General features: G+C 56.4%; 17 protein-coding genes. 10 read left to right on the top strand and 7 right to left on the bottom strand.

Going from position 1 to position 16,649, the window contains the following annotated elements; genetic code table 11:
- The first annotated feature begins 8 nt into the window (after nt 1–8).
- Genes ABNS66_RS02975 through ABNS66_RS02940 form a run of 8 tightly spaced genes read left to right on the top strand, consistent with a single transcriptional unit; the run spans nt 9 to nt 8,713 of the window.
- Complete coding sequence (locus ABNS66_RS02975) at nt 9–512, top strand: hypothetical protein (RefSeq protein ID WP_286838527.1); 504 nt, start codon at nt 9–11, stop codon at nt 510–512.
- 11 nt (nt 513–523) lie between these two features.
- Nucleotides 524–1,288, top strand: coding sequence for an SDR family NAD(P)-dependent oxidoreductase (locus tag ABNS66_RS02970; RefSeq protein ID WP_286838525.1), 765 nt, complete (start codon nt 524–526; stop codon nt 1,286–1,288).
- A gap of 4 nt (nt 1,289–1,292) precedes the next feature.
- Nucleotides 1,293–2,309 carry a Rieske 2Fe-2S domain-containing protein gene (locus ABNS66_RS02965; protein WP_286838523.1) on the top strand — a complete coding sequence of 339 codons (1,017 nt, stop codon included), beginning with the start codon at nt 1,293–1,295 and terminating at the stop codon, nt 2,307–2,309.
- A complete protein-coding gene (locus tag ABNS66_RS02960) occupies nt 2,302–4,440 on the top strand; it encodes an FAD-dependent oxidoreductase (RefSeq protein WP_286838521.1) in 2,139 nt (712 codons plus the stop codon). Before ABNS66_RS02965 ends, ABNS66_RS02960 begins: the two co-directional genes overlap by 8 nt.
- Nucleotides 4,441–4,491: 51 nt before the next feature.
- Nucleotides 4,492–6,219 (top strand): amidohydrolase, encoded by a 1,728-nt coding sequence (locus ABNS66_RS02955; protein WP_286838519.1) that lies wholly within the window; start codon nt 4,492–4,494, stop codon nt 6,217–6,219.
- 27 nt (nt 6,220–6,246) lie between these two features.
- Nucleotides 6,247–7,032, top strand: a complete 786-nt coding sequence (locus tag ABNS66_RS02950; protein ID WP_286694778.1) for an SDR family oxidoreductase — start codon at nt 6,247–6,249, stop codon at nt 7,030–7,032.
- Entirely contained in the window at nt 7,029–7,649 is a 621-nt protein-coding gene (locus ABNS66_RS02945; protein ID WP_286838517.1) for a nuclear transport factor 2 family protein, read from the top strand. Before ABNS66_RS02950 ends, ABNS66_RS02945 begins: the two co-directional genes overlap by 4 nt.
- Entirely contained in the window at nt 7,649–8,713 is a 1,065-nt protein-coding gene (locus tag ABNS66_RS02940) for an alkene reductase (protein ID WP_286838516.1), read from the top strand. The genes ABNS66_RS02945 and ABNS66_RS02940 overlap by 1 nt, the downstream gene beginning before the upstream one ends.
- 60 nt (nt 8,714–8,773) lie before the next feature.
- Here ABNS66_RS02940 and ABNS66_RS02935 read toward each other — a convergent pair whose 3' ends face one another.
- From ABNS66_RS02935 to ABNS66_RS02915, 5 genes are all read right to left on the bottom strand, one after another.
- Nucleotides 8,774–9,553 (bottom strand): putative porin, encoded by a 780-nt coding sequence (locus ABNS66_RS02935; RefSeq protein WP_286838515.1) that lies wholly within the window; start codon nt 9,551–9,553, stop codon nt 8,774–8,776.
- 206 nt (nt 9,554–9,759) lie between these two features.
- Nucleotides 9,760–10,410 carry a class II aldolase/adducin family protein gene (locus tag ABNS66_RS02930; RefSeq protein WP_286838514.1) on the bottom strand — a complete coding sequence of 217 codons (651 nt, stop codon included), beginning with the start codon at nt 10,408–10,410 and terminating at the stop codon, nt 9,760–9,762.
- A gap of 2 nt (nt 10,411–10,412) precedes the next feature.
- Nucleotides 10,413–11,297 carry a protease HtpX gene (gene htpX / locus ABNS66_RS02925; RefSeq protein ID WP_286838553.1) on the bottom strand — a complete coding sequence of 295 codons (885 nt, stop codon included), beginning with the start codon at nt 11,295–11,297 and terminating at the stop codon, nt 10,413–10,415.
- Nucleotides 11,298–11,384: 87 nt separating this feature from the next.
- Entirely contained in the window at nt 11,385–11,669 is a 285-nt protein-coding gene (locus tag ABNS66_RS02920) for a hypothetical protein (RefSeq protein WP_204996929.1), read from the bottom strand.
- Nucleotides 11,670–11,837: 168 nt separating this feature from the next.
- The gene (locus ABNS66_RS02915) at nt 11,838–12,320 is read right to left on the bottom strand and encodes a DnaJ domain-containing protein (RefSeq protein WP_286838511.1); all 483 of its coding nucleotides are present in this window, start codon (nt 12,318–12,320) and stop codon (nt 11,838–11,840) included.
- Between the two features lie 124 nt (nt 12,321–12,444).
- Between ABNS66_RS02915 and ABNS66_RS02910 the strand changes: the two genes are divergently transcribed.
- Nucleotides 12,445–13,380 (top strand): type II secretion system F family protein, encoded by a 936-nt coding sequence (locus ABNS66_RS02910; RefSeq protein ID WP_286838509.1) that lies wholly within the window; start codon nt 12,445–12,447, stop codon nt 13,378–13,380.
- Here the strand turns inward: ABNS66_RS02910 and ABNS66_RS02905 are convergent.
- Nucleotides 13,355–13,537 carry a hypothetical protein gene (locus ABNS66_RS02905; RefSeq protein WP_204996932.1) on the bottom strand — a complete coding sequence of 61 codons (183 nt, stop codon included), beginning with the start codon at nt 13,535–13,537 and terminating at the stop codon, nt 13,355–13,357. The genes ABNS66_RS02910 and ABNS66_RS02905 overlap by 26 nt on opposite strands.
- Nucleotides 13,538–13,716: 179 nt before the next feature.
- Between ABNS66_RS02905 and ABNS66_RS02900 the strand changes: the two genes are divergently transcribed.
- Nucleotides 13,717–14,880, top strand: a complete 1,164-nt coding sequence (locus ABNS66_RS02900; RefSeq protein WP_286838507.1) for a type III PLP-dependent enzyme — start codon at nt 13,717–13,719, stop codon at nt 14,878–14,880.
- A 70-nt stretch (nt 14,881–14,950) separates the two neighbouring features.
- Here the strand turns inward: ABNS66_RS02900 and ABNS66_RS02895 are convergent, their stop codons facing one another.
- Complete coding sequence (locus tag ABNS66_RS02895; protein ID WP_286838505.1) at nt 14,951–16,636, bottom strand: ShlB/FhaC/HecB family hemolysin secretion/activation protein; 1,686 nt, start codon at nt 16,634–16,636, stop codon at nt 14,951–14,953.
- Nucleotides 16,637–16,649 lie beyond the last annotated feature (13 nt).

Below are 16,649 nucleotides of genomic sequence, written 5' to 3'. Positions count from 1 at the left end.
GAGTAGGTATGACTTCAGGTAGCCGCCATATTTATAAGGAAGCGTCCACCAACGGTGTGATTAATGGCTGTGTAAACGGCGCCTTTGCCTGGTACCTCAGCGAGGAAAAAACCACCCTTGCGGTGTGGGGCGGTCAGGGCGTGATCGTCGACTTTATCGCAACGGCCGCCATTCTGGTTTTTATTCTCAGTTTGATCGTACTGCCTCTGCAGCGCCGCAAAGTTGCCAAGCTGGGCTTGGCGGCAGTGCAACCGCCATTCGCATTTATTCGCTACCTGGGCTGGCTGGCGCCCCATCGCGATGCGCTAAAAGCCCTAGCGCTGGCGCTAGTGGCGGCCTTGTTGAGCGTACCGGTGCTCGCCGCATTGTTTTCTGTGGCAGGCGTGGAGACGCTCAGCCGAGTCGATTTTACCTTGTTGAAGTCGGTGTATACCGGGGTGGTTGCCGCGCTGGTGGTACCGCTTATTGTTTTATTCGCGATGCACCCTGTGCGCCGCGTTCATGCTTCCTAAGGAGATAGAAAGTGTCTATAGCATTGCAGGATAAAGTCGCATTAGTCACCGGCGGCGCGACAGGAATTGGCCGCGCGATTTGCGAAGAATTGATTGCTCAGGGAGCCAGGGTTGCGGTTTTGGATGTGAATGATGAGGCCGGTCAGCGTTGTGTTGCGGAGCTAAATCAGGAAGGGGAGCGTGCGGTATATATGCACTGTGATGTCAGTGCCGAGGACGAGGTGAAGCAAGTTGTCGCGGCCGTCCGGGCGCGCTTTGGCAGACTCGATCTGGCATGCAATAACGCGGCGGTGAGTCGCGGTAGTGGCCCCATTCATCAGTTTGAGCGCAAGGTGTTCGACCAAACGCTGGAGCTGTGCCTGACCAATACCTGGCTGTGTATGAAGTATGAGATCGACGCCATGCTCGCTAACGGCGGTGGCAGCATTGTGAATATTTCGTCCAACGCCTCGCTGCGTGGCCAGGCATTTAATACTGCTTACGCGTCGGCAAAAGGTGGTGTGAATATTCTGACGAAAAGTGCCGCCACTGAATACGCCACACAGGGTATTCGCATTAATGCCGTGTCGCCCGGCGTTATTCGTACTCCAGGCTTGGAAAAGTATTTTGAAGAGCAGCCCAAAATGGCGGAGCAATTGCGGAAGGTCGCCCCGATGCAACGCCTGGGTGAGCCCGCAGAAATTGCCAATGCCGTGGCGTTTTTGCTCTCTGACAAAGCGTCTTTTATTACCGGTCAGCTGCTGTCTGTCGACGGCGGCGGTGCAGTGCGAGGATAGGATTATGACGATTATTGCTTCTACAAAACGGCCTCGCGTTGAGCTGCCCATGCCCTACGGCTGGTTTCAGGTGCTGTACTCCCAGCAACTGGCAGTGGGGCAGTCGCTGCCGCTGGAATACTTTGGCCAGGAATTGGTGATTTTTCGTACCGAAGCCGGTGAGGCCAAGGTACTAGATGCCTATTGCCCACACATGGGCGCGCACCTTGGTTATGGTATTCGCGACCACGCAGGTGGAGGCTCGCGTGTGGTGGGCGACAGTATTGTCTGCCCATTTCACGGTTGGCAATTTAATGGCGACGGTGAGTGCACGGGCATTCCCTACGCTGAAAGAATGCCGCCGCGCGTTGCCAAGTGTGAGCAGGTGATACCCAGTTGGCAGGTGCGCGAGCAAAACCAGTGTATTTATGTTTGGTATCACCCTGAGGGGGTCGAGCCACTGTTTGAGCCGCCGCAGATTGATGAAGCGATGCCCGATACAGATGATTGGGGAGAGCTAAAAATCTATGAATGGGATATTGCGACTCACCCGCAAGAGATTGGCGAAAATGCGGTGGATGCTGCCCACTTTCGCTTTGTGCACGGCACACCGGAAGTGCCTGAGCCGACGGTGATGCGCTTTGAGGAACACTGCCGTTTTGGGTTGCTCGAAACGGAAATGGAAACTCCCAAGGGGCGTATCGAAGGCCGGATTGAGAACAGCAGTATCGGCCCAGGGATCTCCACCGTGCGCTTCAGCGGCATTTGTGAAACGGTGCTAATGGCGAATCTAACGCCGATTGACGCCCACAACACCAAGGCGATGTACGCCTTTATTCAGCGCGATGGCAATGGCCAAAAAGTGGGCCGCGTGGGGCAGGCGATTATTGATGATATTCGCCAGCAAATGGAAGAAGACCGTATTATTTGGGCGCGTAAACGCTATCTTGAAAAACCAATGTTGTGCGATGGCGACGGCCCCTTTGCCAAGTTTCGGCGCTGGTACGGACAATTTCTGGTAGCGGAGACCCGCGATGATTGATGTGCGTGAAGTGGGCGAGTGCCGCCATCCACATTTAATGTCTGAGGGCGATATCGCCGGTATGCGGCTGCGCAATCGCACCATATTAGCCGCAATGGGCACCGAGTATATTCTGGAAGATGGCAGCCTCGGTGACCGAGCGATGGACTACTACGAAGCGCGGGCTGCTGGCGGCGCGGGTATGATCGTGCTTGAGACCAGCTCGGTGGCGTGGCCGTTGGGAATGTCGATGCCGCGCATGTTGGGCCTGTCTTCAGATGAGTTTCTACCGGGCTTGCGCACCCTCGCTGAGCGGGTTCATCGTCATGACTGCCGCATTGCCGCGCAGCTGAATCACAGCGGAAAAGTCTCTGCTTACGATGTGGTCGAAGGGCGGCAAATACTGGTGCCGTCTATACCCAAGCCCGCAGCCAACGATATGGGTAACGGTCTGACGATGGCTGAGATGGCCAATTTTGTTCGTGCTGCGGGGCCTGATGGCAAGGGCCCGCGTTTCAAAGAAATGGACCAGGCGGACATCGATTGGGTAATCGAATGTTTCGCGTCTGCCGCTACGCGTGTTGCTAAGGCGGGTTTTGATGCGGTGGAAATTCACGCCGGTCACGGCTACTTACTGTCGTCTTTCTTATCACCCTATGCCAATCGCCGAGAGGATGAATACGGCGGTGAGCTAGCCAACCGAGCGCGTTTGCTGCTGCAAGTGGTGGACGCGATCAAGCTTGCCGTGGGGGATGATTTTCCCATTATGGTGCGGCTCGATGCCTGTGAGTATCGCACCGAGGGCGGGATAAGGCTGGACGATGCCGTGCAGGTGTCGCAGTGGTTGGACAAAGCCGGGTGCCACGCAATAAATGTTAGTGCGTATTCAAACAACAGCGCCATTGGCTTTACCGAGGGGCCGCTGGTTCACCAGCCCGGTGGCTATATCGATTTTGCCAGGGCGATTCGCTCGGCGGTCACTATTCCCGTTATTGCGGTGGGGCGTATAGAGCCCGATGTTGCGGAGCGGCACATTGCCCAAGGCGATTTCGATTTCTTGGCAATGGGGCGCAAATTGCTTGCTGACCCGGAGCTGCCCAATAAGCTGCGCGACGGCCGTCAGCAGGATATTCGCCCCTGTATATACTGCTACGTTTGCGTCAGTCAGATTTTTATCAACAAGGCGCTGTGCTGCGCAGTAAATCCCGCAACAGGTGAGGAGGCAAGCTTGATGCGCAGCGTGCCTGCAGCGCAGCCTAAGAGCATATTGGTTGTCGGCGGCGGCCCAGCGGGAATGGAGGCGGCGCGGGTATTGGCCGAGCGCGGTCATACGGTGACCCTGTGGGAGAAAGACGACCAGCTCGGCGGCACCTTGCGCGTGGCAGCGCTCGCCTATGAGCCCAATGGCAAACTCATCGATTATCTTGCGCGCGGGCTTGGAGCCTCTTCTGCTCAGGTGGTGTTGAATAAAATGGCAAGTGCTGACGATATTCGAGCGGCGCGCCCGGATTCTGTTGTGCTTGCGGTGGGCGCACGTCGCCAGGCACCGCCGCTGCAAGGTAAGGAGCTACCACACGTTTTAGATGGTGAGGCGCTACGCGATATGTTGTTTGCAGGGGATGCCCACGGCAAGCTGACGCTTGTACAGCGACTGATGCTGCGGTTGATGCACGCGTTTCGCCTGAACCGCAGTATTGAACGCATGCGCCGTCTCAGCCGCTTGTATATGCCCATTGGTCGCCGCGTGGTGATCATCGGCGGCGGTCTGGTTGGTGTGGAAGTGGCGGAACTGCTGGTAGAGCGTGGCCGGGATGTCACCGTGCTTGAGCCCGGCAGGGACTTTGGCTCTGAGCTCAGCATAGTGCGCCGCTGGCGGGTATTGCACGGCCTGTCTGAGCACGGTGTGCAGTTGCTGGCCCATGCCACGGTGAGTGCCATCACGCCCAGTGAGGTGGTGTTCGAGCGAGAAGGCGAGAGCCAGCGCGTTGCTGCCGACACCGTCATTATTGCTCAGGGCGCAGACGCGAACACCGCGCTTGAAGAAGCGCTGCGTGCAAGCGGGCTGGATGTGCACAATATTGGCGACAGCGCGCAGATCGGCTACATCGAAGGCGCGGTGCGCAGTGCACGTGAGTTGGCGGTTTCTCTGTGAGTGAACTATTGCTAGTTGATCGAGATTAGGTCGGCATAAGGAGAAGCGCTGATGCGTTTAGTAATAAAGAGCTTGTCGTTGCTGCTGGTTTTACTCGCCTTACTGGCGGCGGCATTGTGGTTCAGTTGGCGGGGGCCGCAACCACCATTACCGAGCCAGCAAGCGTTCGTTAACGGCCATATTCTCACGATGGATGCGGAAAATCGCACTGCCGAAGCGCTGCTGCTTAACGGCGAGCGCATTGAGGCCGTGGGGAGCAATGCGGAAATCCGCGCGTTGATCGATGACGATGTCACCGTTTACGACTTGCAGGGCCGAACCTTGCTTCCCGGCTTTATTGACGCCCACGGCCATTTTCCCGGCACCGGACTTTCCGCGCGGGGTGTCGACTTAAGCAGCCCGCCAATCGGCAACGTGAATTCGATTGCCGATATTCAATCGCGGTTACGCGCCGCTGAGTCGGCTTTGAAAGAGGGGCAGTGGTTGTTTGGCTTCGGTTATGATGATTCGCTATTGACCGAGGCGCGCCACCCCACCCGCGACGAATTAGATGCTGTGTCAACGCAGCGGCCGATCTATCTGATGCACAGCTCCGGTCACTTGGCGGTGACCAATAGTGCCGGGATGGCATTGGCGGGGATTGGTTCAGAGACTCCCGACCCCGAGGGCGGCGAAATTCAACGCGATGAGAGTGGTCGCGCTACCGGCCTATTGCTAGAGCATGCAACGGACCTGGTTGCGCCGCTGGCGATGGATTTTACCTTGCTGGATTTTGTCGCCATGGCAGACATGGCGACCCAGCAATACCTGCAAGCGGGTGTCACCACGGTGCAGAGCGGCGGCGTGGATGGCCGAATGTTGCAGGGGCTTTACGGTTTGTCGATGCTGAACCGCGTTCCCCAGCGTGTGATTGCCTGGCCGATGGGGCAACAGGTGGGTGAACAGATGTTGACGGGTGATTTGAACCTACAGCGTTTTCAGTCAAAAAAATTCGCGACACCGGCCGTTAAACTAGTGGCGGACGGCTCCATTCAGGGATACACCGCATATCTGGCAATGCCGTATCACCGTCATAGCGATGCCGATTTTGTTGGCTTCGCCCGTTATGCCCAGCAGCAGCTCGACGACGATGTGGCTGCGTATCACTGCCGCGGTTATCAATTGGCCATCCACGGCAATGGCGATGCGGCTATCGATATGCTGTTGGACGCCTTCGAGCGTGCCCAGCAGCAATGCCCAAACGCCGACCCCAGAGCCATCGTGGTTCACGCGCAAACAGCGAGGCCCGACCAGTTAGACCGGATGAAGTCATTGGGAATGACGCCGAGTTTCTTTGTGGCGCATACCTTCTTCTGGGGCGACCGGCACCGCGATCAATTTCTTGGGCCAGCGCGCGCCGCCGCGATCAGCCCACTGAAAAACGCCTTGGATCGCGAGCTGCGATTCACCACCCACTTAGACTCCCCCGTAGTGCCAATGGATATTGGCCGCCTGTTGTGGTCAGCCGTTACACGGGAAACCCGCAGCGGCAAGGTGTTGGGTGACGATCAGCGAGTTTCCATTATGCAGGCGCTTCGCTCGGTAACGATCGACGCCGCATGGCAGAGCTTCCAAGAAGAACAACTGGGTTCATTGGAGCCCGGCAAACTGGCCGACATGGTGTTGCTTGATCGCGACCCTCTGCAAGGCCCTGAGCAATTACTCAATTTCAAGGTGGAACAGCTGTGGATTGGTGGGCGCTGTTATTACCAGCGCGATCAGCAGCAGTGCCTGCGTTGAAATATCGATTTAGTTAAGGAGAGAGACATGGCGGATAGACTGCACAACAAGGTGGCGATCATCACTGGCGGCGGGCAGGGCATCGGTGCGGCAACGGCGCTGCGCTTTGCCGAGGAAGGGGCCAAGGTGGTGATTTGTAGTCGCCGCCTTGAGCCGCTGGAAGTTGTTGCCGAGCAAATTCGCGAGGCCGGTGGTGAGTGCCTGCCCCTGTCGGTGGATGTGAGCGATGAGGCGGCAGTAAAACAGTTGGTGGCAGATACGCTATCGACCTTCGGTCGCATCGATATTGTGGTGAATAATGCGGTGCTGATGGTGCCCGGTATGCTGGCGAATCACAGCACCAGGGCCTGGCATCAAAACTTTCAGGTTTCCCTGGATGGCGCGATGTTCCTCATGCGCGAGGCTTACAGCGAGCTCAAGAAACACCGCGGGGCCGTGGTCAATGTGTCGTCGGTATGCGGTTTGGCGGGCTCGGTGGCCACGGCTGGCTACAGCGCGGCCAAGGCGGGCGTAATTGCCCTGAGTAAGAGTGCTTCGATTGAATGGGCGCCTGCGATCCGCGTCAACACGGTGGTACCGGGTGCGTTTCTCACACCGGCCTTGGAAACGGTGAACCCGGACGAAGAGACTCAGCGCGCCACGGGGAAAACGATTCCACTGGGCCGCATTGGCGACCCGCGTGAATGTGCCAACGCGATTTTATTTCTCGCCAGTGACGAAGCGTCTTACGTAACCGGCGCCGTGTTGAATGTCGACGGCGGGCGCATGGCAGAACTGAATACCGGTAGCGCGCGCTGGGAGGATAAGGCGTGACACACTCTCTGGAACAACGTATTGATCGCCTTGAGTCGCTGGATGAGATTCGCCAGCTGGTGGCGAAGTATGCCCTGTCGCTGGATATGCGCGACCTGGACGCCCATGTGAATCTATTTGCTGAGGATATTCGAGTGAGCCGCGAGCTCAGCGGCCGCGCGCATTTGAAGGCGTGGGTCGATGATACTCTGCGTTTGCAGTTTACCGGCACGTCTCACCATACCGGCAACCACATCATCGAGTTCAGTGACCCTGACCATGCCCACGGCGTGCTGTATTCCAAGAACGAGCACGAATGCGGCGGTGAGTGGGTAATTATGCAAATGCTCTACTGGGACGATTACGAGCGCAAAGACGGCCGCTGGTTTTTCCGTCGCCGCTTGCCGTGCTACTGGTATGCCACAGACCTCAATAAACCACCGATTGGGGATATGAAAATGCGTTGGCCCGGCCGCGAACCCTATGAAGGGGCGTTCCATGAGCTCTTTCCCAGCTGGAAGGAATTTTGGCTAAACCGCCCTGAGGGGCTGGCCGAAGTGGCCGAGCCTGCGCCGGTAAATGAGTTTTTAAATCGCATGCGGCGCGGCGCGCCTGCACCGAAAATTCGGGTGAGATGATGAAGTTATTAAGCGAGGTGCAACTGGGCGGTTTAGCGCTCAGCAACCGTGTTGTGATGGCGCCCATGACGCGCTCGCGCGCCGATGAGAGTGGTGACATGCCCAATGACCTGATGCGCGAATACTACCGCCAACGCGCCACAGCGGGTTTGATTATCACCGAGGGTACCCACCCCAGCGCAGAGGGTAAAGGCTACTGCCGAACCCCAGGAATATACACTGACGCGCAGCAGGCCGCGTGGGCCGAGATTTGCGAGGCAGTGCACGGCGAGGGCGGTAAAATTGTTCTGCAATTAATGCACTGTGGTCGCGTGGCTCACCCGGACAATAAAGCACCGGGTGTGCGTACCTTGGCGCCATCGGCCATTGCCGCAAAAGGGCAGATATATACCGAGCAAGGTATGCAGGATTTCCCCGTGCCCGAGGAGATGAGTCGCGCGGATATCCGGCGTACGATTAACGATTATGCGTCGGCGACACAGCGCGCCTATGCGGCAGGTTTTGACGGTGTGGAGCTGCATTGCACCAGCGGTTATCTGCCCGCGCAGTTTCTCTCCACAGGCACCAATCAGCGTGGCGATGACTACGGTGGCACCTTGGCTAATCGTTTGCGGTTTGTATTGGAAGTGCTCGAGGCGATGGCGGAGGTCGACGGGGCATCAAAGGTCGGCATGCGAATCTGTCCGGGGAACCCCTTTAACGACTTAAACGATGAGGATTACCAGCAGACGTTTGCGGCGCTGTTAAAAGCGGTGGACGCGATCGGTCTGGCCTACTTACATGTTATTCGCATGCCCAAGATTGGCGATCACATTGCATTGGCCAAAGAGAATTTCTCCGGTCCATTGATCGTTAACGACAGCTATACCGCTGACGAAGCCGAGGGCGCCTTGTGTGGCGATTCGCAGATCGCAGCGGTATCGTTTGGTCGGGCATTTATTGCCAACCCTGATTTACCGCGGTGTTTGGCGATGGGAGGGGCGTTGGCCAATATCGACCCTAAAACGCTATATACGCCGGGGCCCGCAGGTTATATCGATTACCCAAATCGGATAACGGAATAGGTTTTTATAGGCATAAAAAAAGGGCTGCCCGAGAGCAGCCCTTTTTCGTTGCGCTAGCGTTTAGAAACGCACTGCAGCGCCGAACATAATGCCGTCGGCGTCAACGTCACCGCCTTGGTCAAAGTACGCAGCCATCAGCTCGACATTTGGCTGGGGGAAGTAGCTTACGTCCAGAGACACGGTGTCAGTGTTGTAGTCACCCACTTCCGTCAGGTCGGCTGACAGGCCAACACCGAGGTCTTTGTTGAAGTAGTAAGTTGCACCCAATTCGATCATGTGACCGCTGTCTTCGTCTGTGTCTACGTAAGACAGTGCCGCGTCATAGGCCAGTGTTGCGCCCTGAGTCAGCGGGTTTACACCGTGAACGGCGACATTGAGCTGGTCGATATCTTCGCCGTCATCGTCAGTAGTTTGGTAGCTAACAACGATGTCGGTGTTGTCATTCAGGTAGGTACCCACACCCACGCCGAATGTATCAGATTCGTCGTCACCGGCTTCAGACTCTTCGTAGGCCGCTTCAATAATCAGGTTGGTATCTGTAACGACACGAACATCAAAGTCGAAGCTGTCTACGTCGTCGGCACCTGCGACATCAGGCTCCAGGCTGTTGTAGCCAAAACCAACAGATGAACTCTTATCCAGGAACGCGGCTTCAGCGTGAGGACCTTTGCTAGTGTCGACAGATTCGAAGTTGTAGCGGCCGGCAACACCCATTACATCGTAGTCAACGGCATCACCCACTTCACCCTGACCGTAGAAAGCGCCCGCTTCCATTTGGTAATCAGCGCTCGCTGCGGCAGCAGCAGTTGAAATGGCGATAGCCAGTAGCGTTTTTTTCATGTCTTTCCCCGTTTTGGTTTTACTGTCGGCACCAGTTTGGCCCGTTACATTTCTTGTTGTGTTTATACTGATCAAAGATGAACGCCTTGTTACGGTGCATTAGCTGCACGCTATTAGTGCGTCCGAGGCTGAGCTTACCACTGTTTTATAGCAGTGCAACAGTCGATGTAAGGGTGGGAGTAGGGCAGATTAAAAATAGCCGGCGACTATTTCAGACGTTGGCCATAGTGAGAAAAAGCGTTCATGACCTCGGCCATTTGTTGGTCGCTCAACAGCACGGGCTCACCGCTTTGCAGGCACAGTAAATAGCTTGCTGCTAATGCCTCGACTTCTTTGGCGAGGGCAAGGGCGCGAGTGGCATCGTCAGCGATACAGATCTGCCCGTGGTTGGCCATCAGGCAAGCGTGGCGATGCTCCAGAGTTTGGCAAACCGCTGTCGACAATGCCTCGCTGCCAAACAAGGCGTAGTCGCAACACGGAATATCGTCGCCGCCGGCAACACTGACCATGTAGTGGAAGGCGGGAATCGGGCGGCGCATGCAGGCCAGCGCGGTAGCGTGGGTGGAGTGGCAGTGCACGACGGCGTTGATATGCGGGTGGCTGCGATACAGGGCCTGGTGCATTTGCCATTCGCTGGAAGGGCGGGGCTGATCGTCCGGCCAGTCGATAAGGCTGGTGGTTTGTTCGGCAACAAACACGATGTCGTTGTCAGTGGCCTTACCGGCAACGGCACCGCTGGCACTGATTATCATCCCATCGTCGACCCTCACAGAGATATTGCCCGATGCTCCTGGGCTCAGGCCCGCCGCACCCATTTCATGGAGCGCATCTAACAGGGCGCGGTGGCTGGCAATCACCGTTAGCTACCGTTGCGAAGCGCTTCGATACGCTTCTCAAGCGGCGGGTGGGAGCTGAACAGGGCGGCAAAGTCTTTCTTAGCGCCCGTGCGGATGCCAAACGCGGTAAGTTCATCGGGCATATCGTTGGGCAAGCCTTGTTGCGCCTGCAGGCGTTGCAGGGCCGCAATCATATCTTGCCTGCCCGCCAGGTGAGCGCCCGCCGCGTCGGCGCGGAACTCGCGCCAGCGAGAGAACCACATGACGATGGTTGATGCCAGAATGCCCAACACCATTTCTGTGATGAAGGTGACCACGTAAAAGCCGATGCCGTGACCTCGCTCGGTTTTAAATACCACTCGGTCGACGGTGTGACCAATAATCCGCGCAAAGAACATCACAAAAGTGTTTACGACCCCTTGTATCAGGCTCAGGGTGATCATGTCGCCGTTGGCAACGTGACCGATTTCATGGGCCAGCACAGCGCGAACCTCATTGGGACGCATTTGTCGCAGCAGACCTTCAGAAACCGCCACCAGCGCGGCATTTTTATTCCAGCCGGTGGCGAACGCATTGGCAGCCGGAGAGGGGAATATGCCTACCTCTGGCATGTTGATGCCGGCTTTCTGGGATAGTTCGGCAACGGTTTCCAGCAGCCAGCGCTCTTCGCTGTTGCGCGGCTGTGTTATTACCTGCGTGCGCGTTGAGCGCTTGGCCATCCACTTAGAGATGAGCAGTGATACCAGTGAGCCACTCATGCCGAATACCGCACAGAAAATCAGCAGTGCGCGAAGGTCGAGATCGACATTGTTCGACGCCATGTAGCTGTCGACACCGAGTAAACTCAGCGAAATACTCGCCACGGCCAAAATAGCGATGTTGGTGGCAAGAAAGAGAAAAATGCGCATCATGGTTGCGTGGACCCTCGAATTAAAAACTCTTGGTTTAGATGGGGGGGAGTGCTCTGGGTTTCAAGTATAAGGATGAATTATCGTTTAGTTTTCACCCTCTACTATCGCGCTTTCTGGTGAGTCCACCTCGGTGTCATCAGGAATCGCTGGCCCGGGTTCAACGTCCGGCTGGCGATGCTCATCAAGCGGGCATGCCAGGGCATTGGCGCGCAGCCAGATATCCTTGCTGCTTAATTCAAAGACGGTGTTTATCGCCTCGTCGTGGTGCTCGGTTCGGTAAAGCAGTTTTCGGTCTCGGCCGTCCAGCCACTGTTGCTGTTTGCCCAGGTAGTGGCCGTGTTGATTTTGAATGACGAAAACGTTGGTCATGGCCTGTTCCACAGATACAAAGTCGGAGGGCCCCATTTTAGCGCGGCGGTGGGGTGACTCAAGTGCTGGGGAGCCGCATCCGCCCGGCTGGGGTTTCCGAGCGTGAGTGATTATGTAGCCGCTACAGGCAAGAGCGAGCCCGCGTCGCACAATTCGGTAGCGTTTTCCTCAGCCCGTTCTCTTGTTAAGCAGGACGTCTTTGGCTGCATTCAGTTGGCTGGCGAGGTAGTCGTTTCCGCCTCTGTCGGGGTGCAACTTCTGCATTAGGCTGCGATGGGCGGCGATGATGTCGTCGTCACTAGCGCCTGCCTTCAGCCCCAAAATAGACAGGGCTTGGGACTCGTCCATATCCATTTGGGGTGGCGGTGTGGTGGCGTTTGGCTCTGCCTCACCCTGTGGTTTGTTGCTGATTTTATGATAGATATGCTGCAGCACATACTGTCGCACGAAGGGCATGGCGCCACCAACCAGCCCGGCCAGCCAGTGGACGCGACCGGTTATGGAAAGCAATATCAATCCGGCGGCGGCCATACTGACTAGCAGTGTGATGTAGTAGGAACGCCGTTGCTGCGGTGGTTTGCTCTGCACTAGCTTCACAAAGCGGTACAGGGCGTAGAGGATGGCGGCGGCGATGAGTAAACGAATGATCATTGTGGTTCCGTTCGCAGTGCTGGCCAGCGTGCGGGCCGATTAAAAACAAGCTGTGGTAGAGTATAGGGCTTTCTCGGCCGCAACCCTACCGTCGCAGCTGCAAACACAATAATTATGGGATGCTATGGGCTCAGCCTCTTCCTCTGCGCAGCGTTTTATGCTGTTTCAGTCGCTGCACACAGCCAGCCAGTCAGGTGATAATAACTGGGATCAACTAATTGCCCTGCTTAGCAAGGGCGAGCAGGCTGCGCACCGCGCTCAGCTCGATGCCTTGGCACAAAAGTTTGCCAGTGGCCAGCAGGTGGTATTAGACGAGCTGCGCAGTGGCGGGCTGTTCCTGGATTGGGAGCTGCGCTTTATGCAGCTGGGCTTGGCTGTTGGGAATTTGGCGAATGTATATCGACGCCTGGCCGAGCATTATCGATTGCTTACCGAGTTTCAGCAGCGCTTTCGTCGCGCGTCACGCCTACCGCTTCTGTTGGTGGGTGGCTTTATTTTGCTGGTGCCCTTGCTGTTGTTGGTATCGCGTCAACTGCAGCCGAGTGAGGCGCTGGTGGCAATAGTGTTTGGCTTGGCGCCGTTGGGGCTGTTGTGTGCTATTGCTGCAGGGCTTTGGCATCGCCGTGAGTCGCCGAGTGTGCAGCGTTTTTGTTACCGGCTGCCGGGCATCGGACGGGCGTTAGCCGGCTATCAAAGTTATCACTACGTGAATCACTTGGGTGAATGTATTGCCGCGGGAATGCCGCTGGCGCAGGCGCTAAAGCAAGCGGCGCGCCGTATGCCCGATAGCCCGGTGAGCGCGCGCTATGAGCGCATTGCCAGTGAGGTGGGCGCGGGAGAAAAGTTCTCTGTCGCTCTCATGAGAAGTGGCGCGTTGGCGGGGGTGGCATTGCCCGCAGCGGGGGCGGGGGATGCTCGGCAAGTGCCGGCGCAATTAAGCCTGGCGATACATCAGAGCTGTGAAGAGCAGTTAAACTTTTGGGCGTCTAGCCTGCCCTTCCTGCTATTGGGGTTGATCCCCTATTTAGTGGTACTTAATGCCTGGTTTCTTTTGCGGTAAGGGTTTCCAGCTCATCAATATAGTGACGACGGCCGGACAGCTCCTGCTCAATGGCAAATTTTTCGCTAGAATTCTGCCACTCGGCATTTTTAAGCAGCTCCCAAAGCTTGCGGCTGCATAGGTTTTTAACGTCTATCTCAGTATTCTGGTTGTTCACTTCTGTTCTCCTGGCAGCGCTTATTCGCTGCGTTACTTTCCTTTCTTTGTCTTTCTGTTTCCAGCGTGACTAATCATGGCGGCTGTGCATTGCAGTGTTATGACAACCGAGCAACTTGCGTCACTTTGCGCTAGACTGCGCGTTTTTTCGCCCTGTGTACTCTGGAGAGGCGACCTGCCATGTCTCAACAATTGCTGGCGGCTGCGACTTGGCAGCGCATTCAGCGTTTTTCCTGCGATAAGCCGACGCCGTGTTTGATCTTCGATCTGCCCACCTTGCGGGAAAAGTACGCCGAACTGGAGGGCGCTTTCCCGTTTGCCGATATTTACTACGCCGTCAAGGCTAACCCCGATGCCGATATTATTCGCTGCTTGGACGCGCTGGGTGCGAACTTTGACATCGCCTCCATCTATGAGTTGCAAAAACTCCGCGGCTTAAATATCGACAGTGCCCGAATCAGTTACGGCAACACCATTAAAAAAGCCACGGATATTGCCTTTGCATACGAGCAGGGCGTGCGCCTCTTTGCCAGCGACTGTGAATCGGACATTCGTAAGCTAGCAAAATGTGCGCCAGGCAGTCGAGTGTGTGTGCGAGTGCTAACTGAAGGCTCGGAGACCGCTGATTGGCCCTTGTCGAGAAAATTTGGCTGCCAGCGTGATATGGCCATAGAACTGATCCTACTCGCGCGGGAGCTGGGCCTGGAGCCTTACGGCATTTCATTTCATGTGGGCAGCCAGCAGCGAGATATTAGTAGCTGGGACGCGGCGATTGCGAAGGTGCATTTTATTTTCGATCAGCTCCGCGAGGCCGGGATTGCGCTAAAAATGGTCAATATGGGCGGCGGTATGCCCGCCAATTACAAACAGCGCTCGCAGGACTTGCAGACCTACGGCCGTGCAATTGCACGCTTCTTAGAGGAAGATTTTGGTGACTCGCCCCCTCAGGTGATCATTGAGCCCGGCCGCTCCTTGGTTGCAGAAGCGGGGGTGTTGGTGAGCGAAGTCGTGCAAGTGTCCTATAAATCACACGACTCACTCGACCGATGGGTCTATCTGGATGTTGGCTTATTTGGTGGCCTTATTGAGGCCCTCGGCGAGGCGATACAGTATCCCGTGTTGTGGGAAGTGGACAGTGACGGCGAGGATGAAGTCATTCTTGCCGGGCCCACCTGCGATAGTATGGATATTCTTTACGAGGATCATCGCTATCAGCTACCCGTAAACCTTGAGGAAGGTGACCGCTTGTACTGGTTGTCTACCGGCGCTTACACCACCAGCTATAGTTCGGTGGAGTTTAATGGCATTCCGCCGCTGTGTAGCTATATTTTGGATGCGCCATAAAAAACCACCGGCTGCTTGGCAGACGGTGGTTTTTAATAAGACACCCGGCGAACCGAGCGTTATTTCTATCTTAGAAGGTTAGGCGAAGGCGCCAGTAGAAGTCGGCTTCCAGTTCTTCGATAAAGTCATCGTTAACCACATCGTCGTAGATGGATTTGGCGGCAACCAGCTCAGAGTAAAGGAAGTCGCCGTATTCCAGCTTCAGACGCAGACCGGCATCGGCAAGCGCTTGCTCGTCACCAAAGTCGCTGTTGGTATTGTTGTACCAGCTGCCACCGTATTCGGCGAACAGCGAAGGCGTAAGTTTCAGGCCTTCAGCGGCTTTAATGGCCTTGTTCAGCGATACCTTGAGGTGGTAACCCTCATCACCAATCAGGACGCCTGGCAGATACGCGCTCATGCTGTCCATGCCACCCAACACAAACTGTTGCTGCTGTGGCAGCTGCTCGTCAGCGAACTGGCCACGAGCGGTGGTTTTCATGGTTACGCCGTCGGTAATGCGCTGTTCGTAGCTAAGCGAGGGCAGCAGGGCAATGAACTCTGCTGTGCGTGCAGGCGCTACGATGTCGGGCACGGGCTGCCCGGGGTTTTGCTGCTGGTAGGCAGCGCGATATTCGTCGTAGCGGTCGAGGGTGCCGCCGTCACCAAAGCCGGCACGCAGTTTCAGCGACGCGTTCAGTCTGGCGGCGTTTTGCTCCTCGCTCTGGAAGCGGTTGAGCGTGTAGCGACCACCCAGCTCGACAACTTGGTAATTTTCGTCGAGTAGCTTCTCGCTGCGACCTTCCTGGTCGATGGTTGAGTCGATGAACTCAATGCGCTCAGTCAGGCTGAATTGCTGCCAAGGCGTGCTGTAAAGCACCTGCTCGCCGCGAAGGCTGGCCTGGAGGATCTCTGCGTCCAGTTCGATACCCACCATTGAACTTTGGGCAGGTGTACACCCCAGGTTGAGCAGTGGGATCAAACATGAGCCTGGCGTGGTTACCCGCGCTTCTGGCTCGCGCAGATAGTCAACATAGTTGATATCAATGCCGTAGAGGCCGCTAGCAAAAGGGTGGTCAACGCTGATGCTGACTTGGTTCAGCTCTTCGCCGTCACGCGATTCACCCAAATCGGTGAAGGCGGTTTGGTAAGAGACTGAGGCCTGGGTGCCGGACTCAAACTTGTGCTTAACACCAGCCAAGCCGAAGTAGCGACCAAGGAAGCGGCTGCCTTTGTTGTTGGCTTCGACGATGATCTCGGTGGCATCGTGATTTTCGATCGCCTTGCGGCTCAGTTGAATGTCGACAGCGTCGTCGCCCTGTTCAACATAGCTGATGTCATAGTCGTAGCCAGCGCGGCGAGAGCGCAGGTCGGCAAGCACTTTAGCGCGATGGAACTCGGCAATGCTGAGGTCTGCATCGCCACTCAGGCCTGCGAAATACGGCTGCATTTCTTCGGCGCCGGTCACTTCATTGAGTTTCAGCTGCTTGACTATGATCGCCACGCTGTCGAGCATGCGTGCGTAGTCCACTTTCATCAGCAGGTGGCCGTCTTGGTAGTAGCGCTTTGCAAGGCCAATAACAGCTTCTGCTGGGGTTTTTGCGCTGGCCAACAACTCGCGCAGATCGCTATCACTCAGGTACTCATTGCCGTAAACACGCACAGTGGTCCCGTTGACGTCAGCTTCTACTACGGTAGCCGACGCGCTTTTTGCCGCTTGCACTTGTGCAACGCTGGCATTGACCGGTGGCATTACGGGTGGCAGATCGATTGCCATGTGATTTTCTCCT

The organism is uncultured Spongiibacter sp., assembly GCF_964011655.1.
Classification (GTDB): Bacteria; Pseudomonadota; Gammaproteobacteria; order Pseudomonadales; family Spongiibacteraceae; genus Spongiibacter; species Spongiibacter marinus.
This window is presented reverse-complemented; position numbering and strand designations above follow the sequence as displayed.

Coding starts and splice junctions, on each gene's coding strand:
- ABNS66_RS02955 (WP_286838519.1), top strand. CDS start 4,492: ATGCGTTTAGTAATAAAGAGCTTGTCGTTGCTGCTGGTTTTACTCGCC.
- ABNS66_RS02950 (WP_286694778.1), top strand. CDS start 6,247: ATGGCGGATAGACTGCACAACAAGGTGGCGATCATCACTGGCGGCGGG.
- ABNS66_RS02920 (WP_204996929.1), bottom strand. CDS start 11,669: ATGACCAACGTTTTCGTCATTCAAAATCAACACGGCCACTACCTGGGC.
- htpX (WP_286838553.1), bottom strand. CDS start 11,297: ATGCGCATTTTTCTCTTTCTTGCCACCAACATCGCTATTTTGGCCGTG.
- ABNS66_RS02935 (WP_286838515.1), bottom strand. CDS start 9,553: ATGAAAAAAACGCTACTGGCTATCGCCATTTCAACTGCTGCTGCCGCA.
- ABNS66_RS02895 (WP_286838505.1), bottom strand. CDS start 16,636: ATGGCAATCGATCTGCCACCCGTAATGCCACCGGTCAATGCCAGCGTT.
- ABNS66_RS02960 (WP_286838521.1), top strand. CDS start 2,302: ATGATTGATGTGCGTGAAGTGGGCGAGTGCCGCCATCCACATTTAATG.
- ABNS66_RS02975 (WP_286838527.1), top strand. CDS start 9: ATGACTTCAGGTAGCCGCCATATTTATAAGGAAGCGTCCACCAACGGT.
- ABNS66_RS02915 (WP_286838511.1), bottom strand. CDS start 12,320: ATGATCATTCGTTTACTCATCGCCGCCGCCATCCTCTACGCCCTGTAC.
- ABNS66_RS02940 (WP_286838516.1), top strand. CDS start 7,649: ATGAAGTTATTAAGCGAGGTGCAACTGGGCGGTTTAGCGCTCAGCAAC.
- ABNS66_RS02900 (WP_286838507.1), top strand. CDS start 13,717: ATGTCTCAACAATTGCTGGCGGCTGCGACTTGGCAGCGCATTCAGCGT.
- ABNS66_RS02910 (WP_286838509.1), top strand. CDS start 12,445: ATGGGCTCAGCCTCTTCCTCTGCGCAGCGTTTTATGCTGTTTCAGTCG.
- ABNS66_RS02965 (WP_286838523.1), top strand. CDS start 1,293: ATGACGATTATTGCTTCTACAAAACGGCCTCGCGTTGAGCTGCCCATG.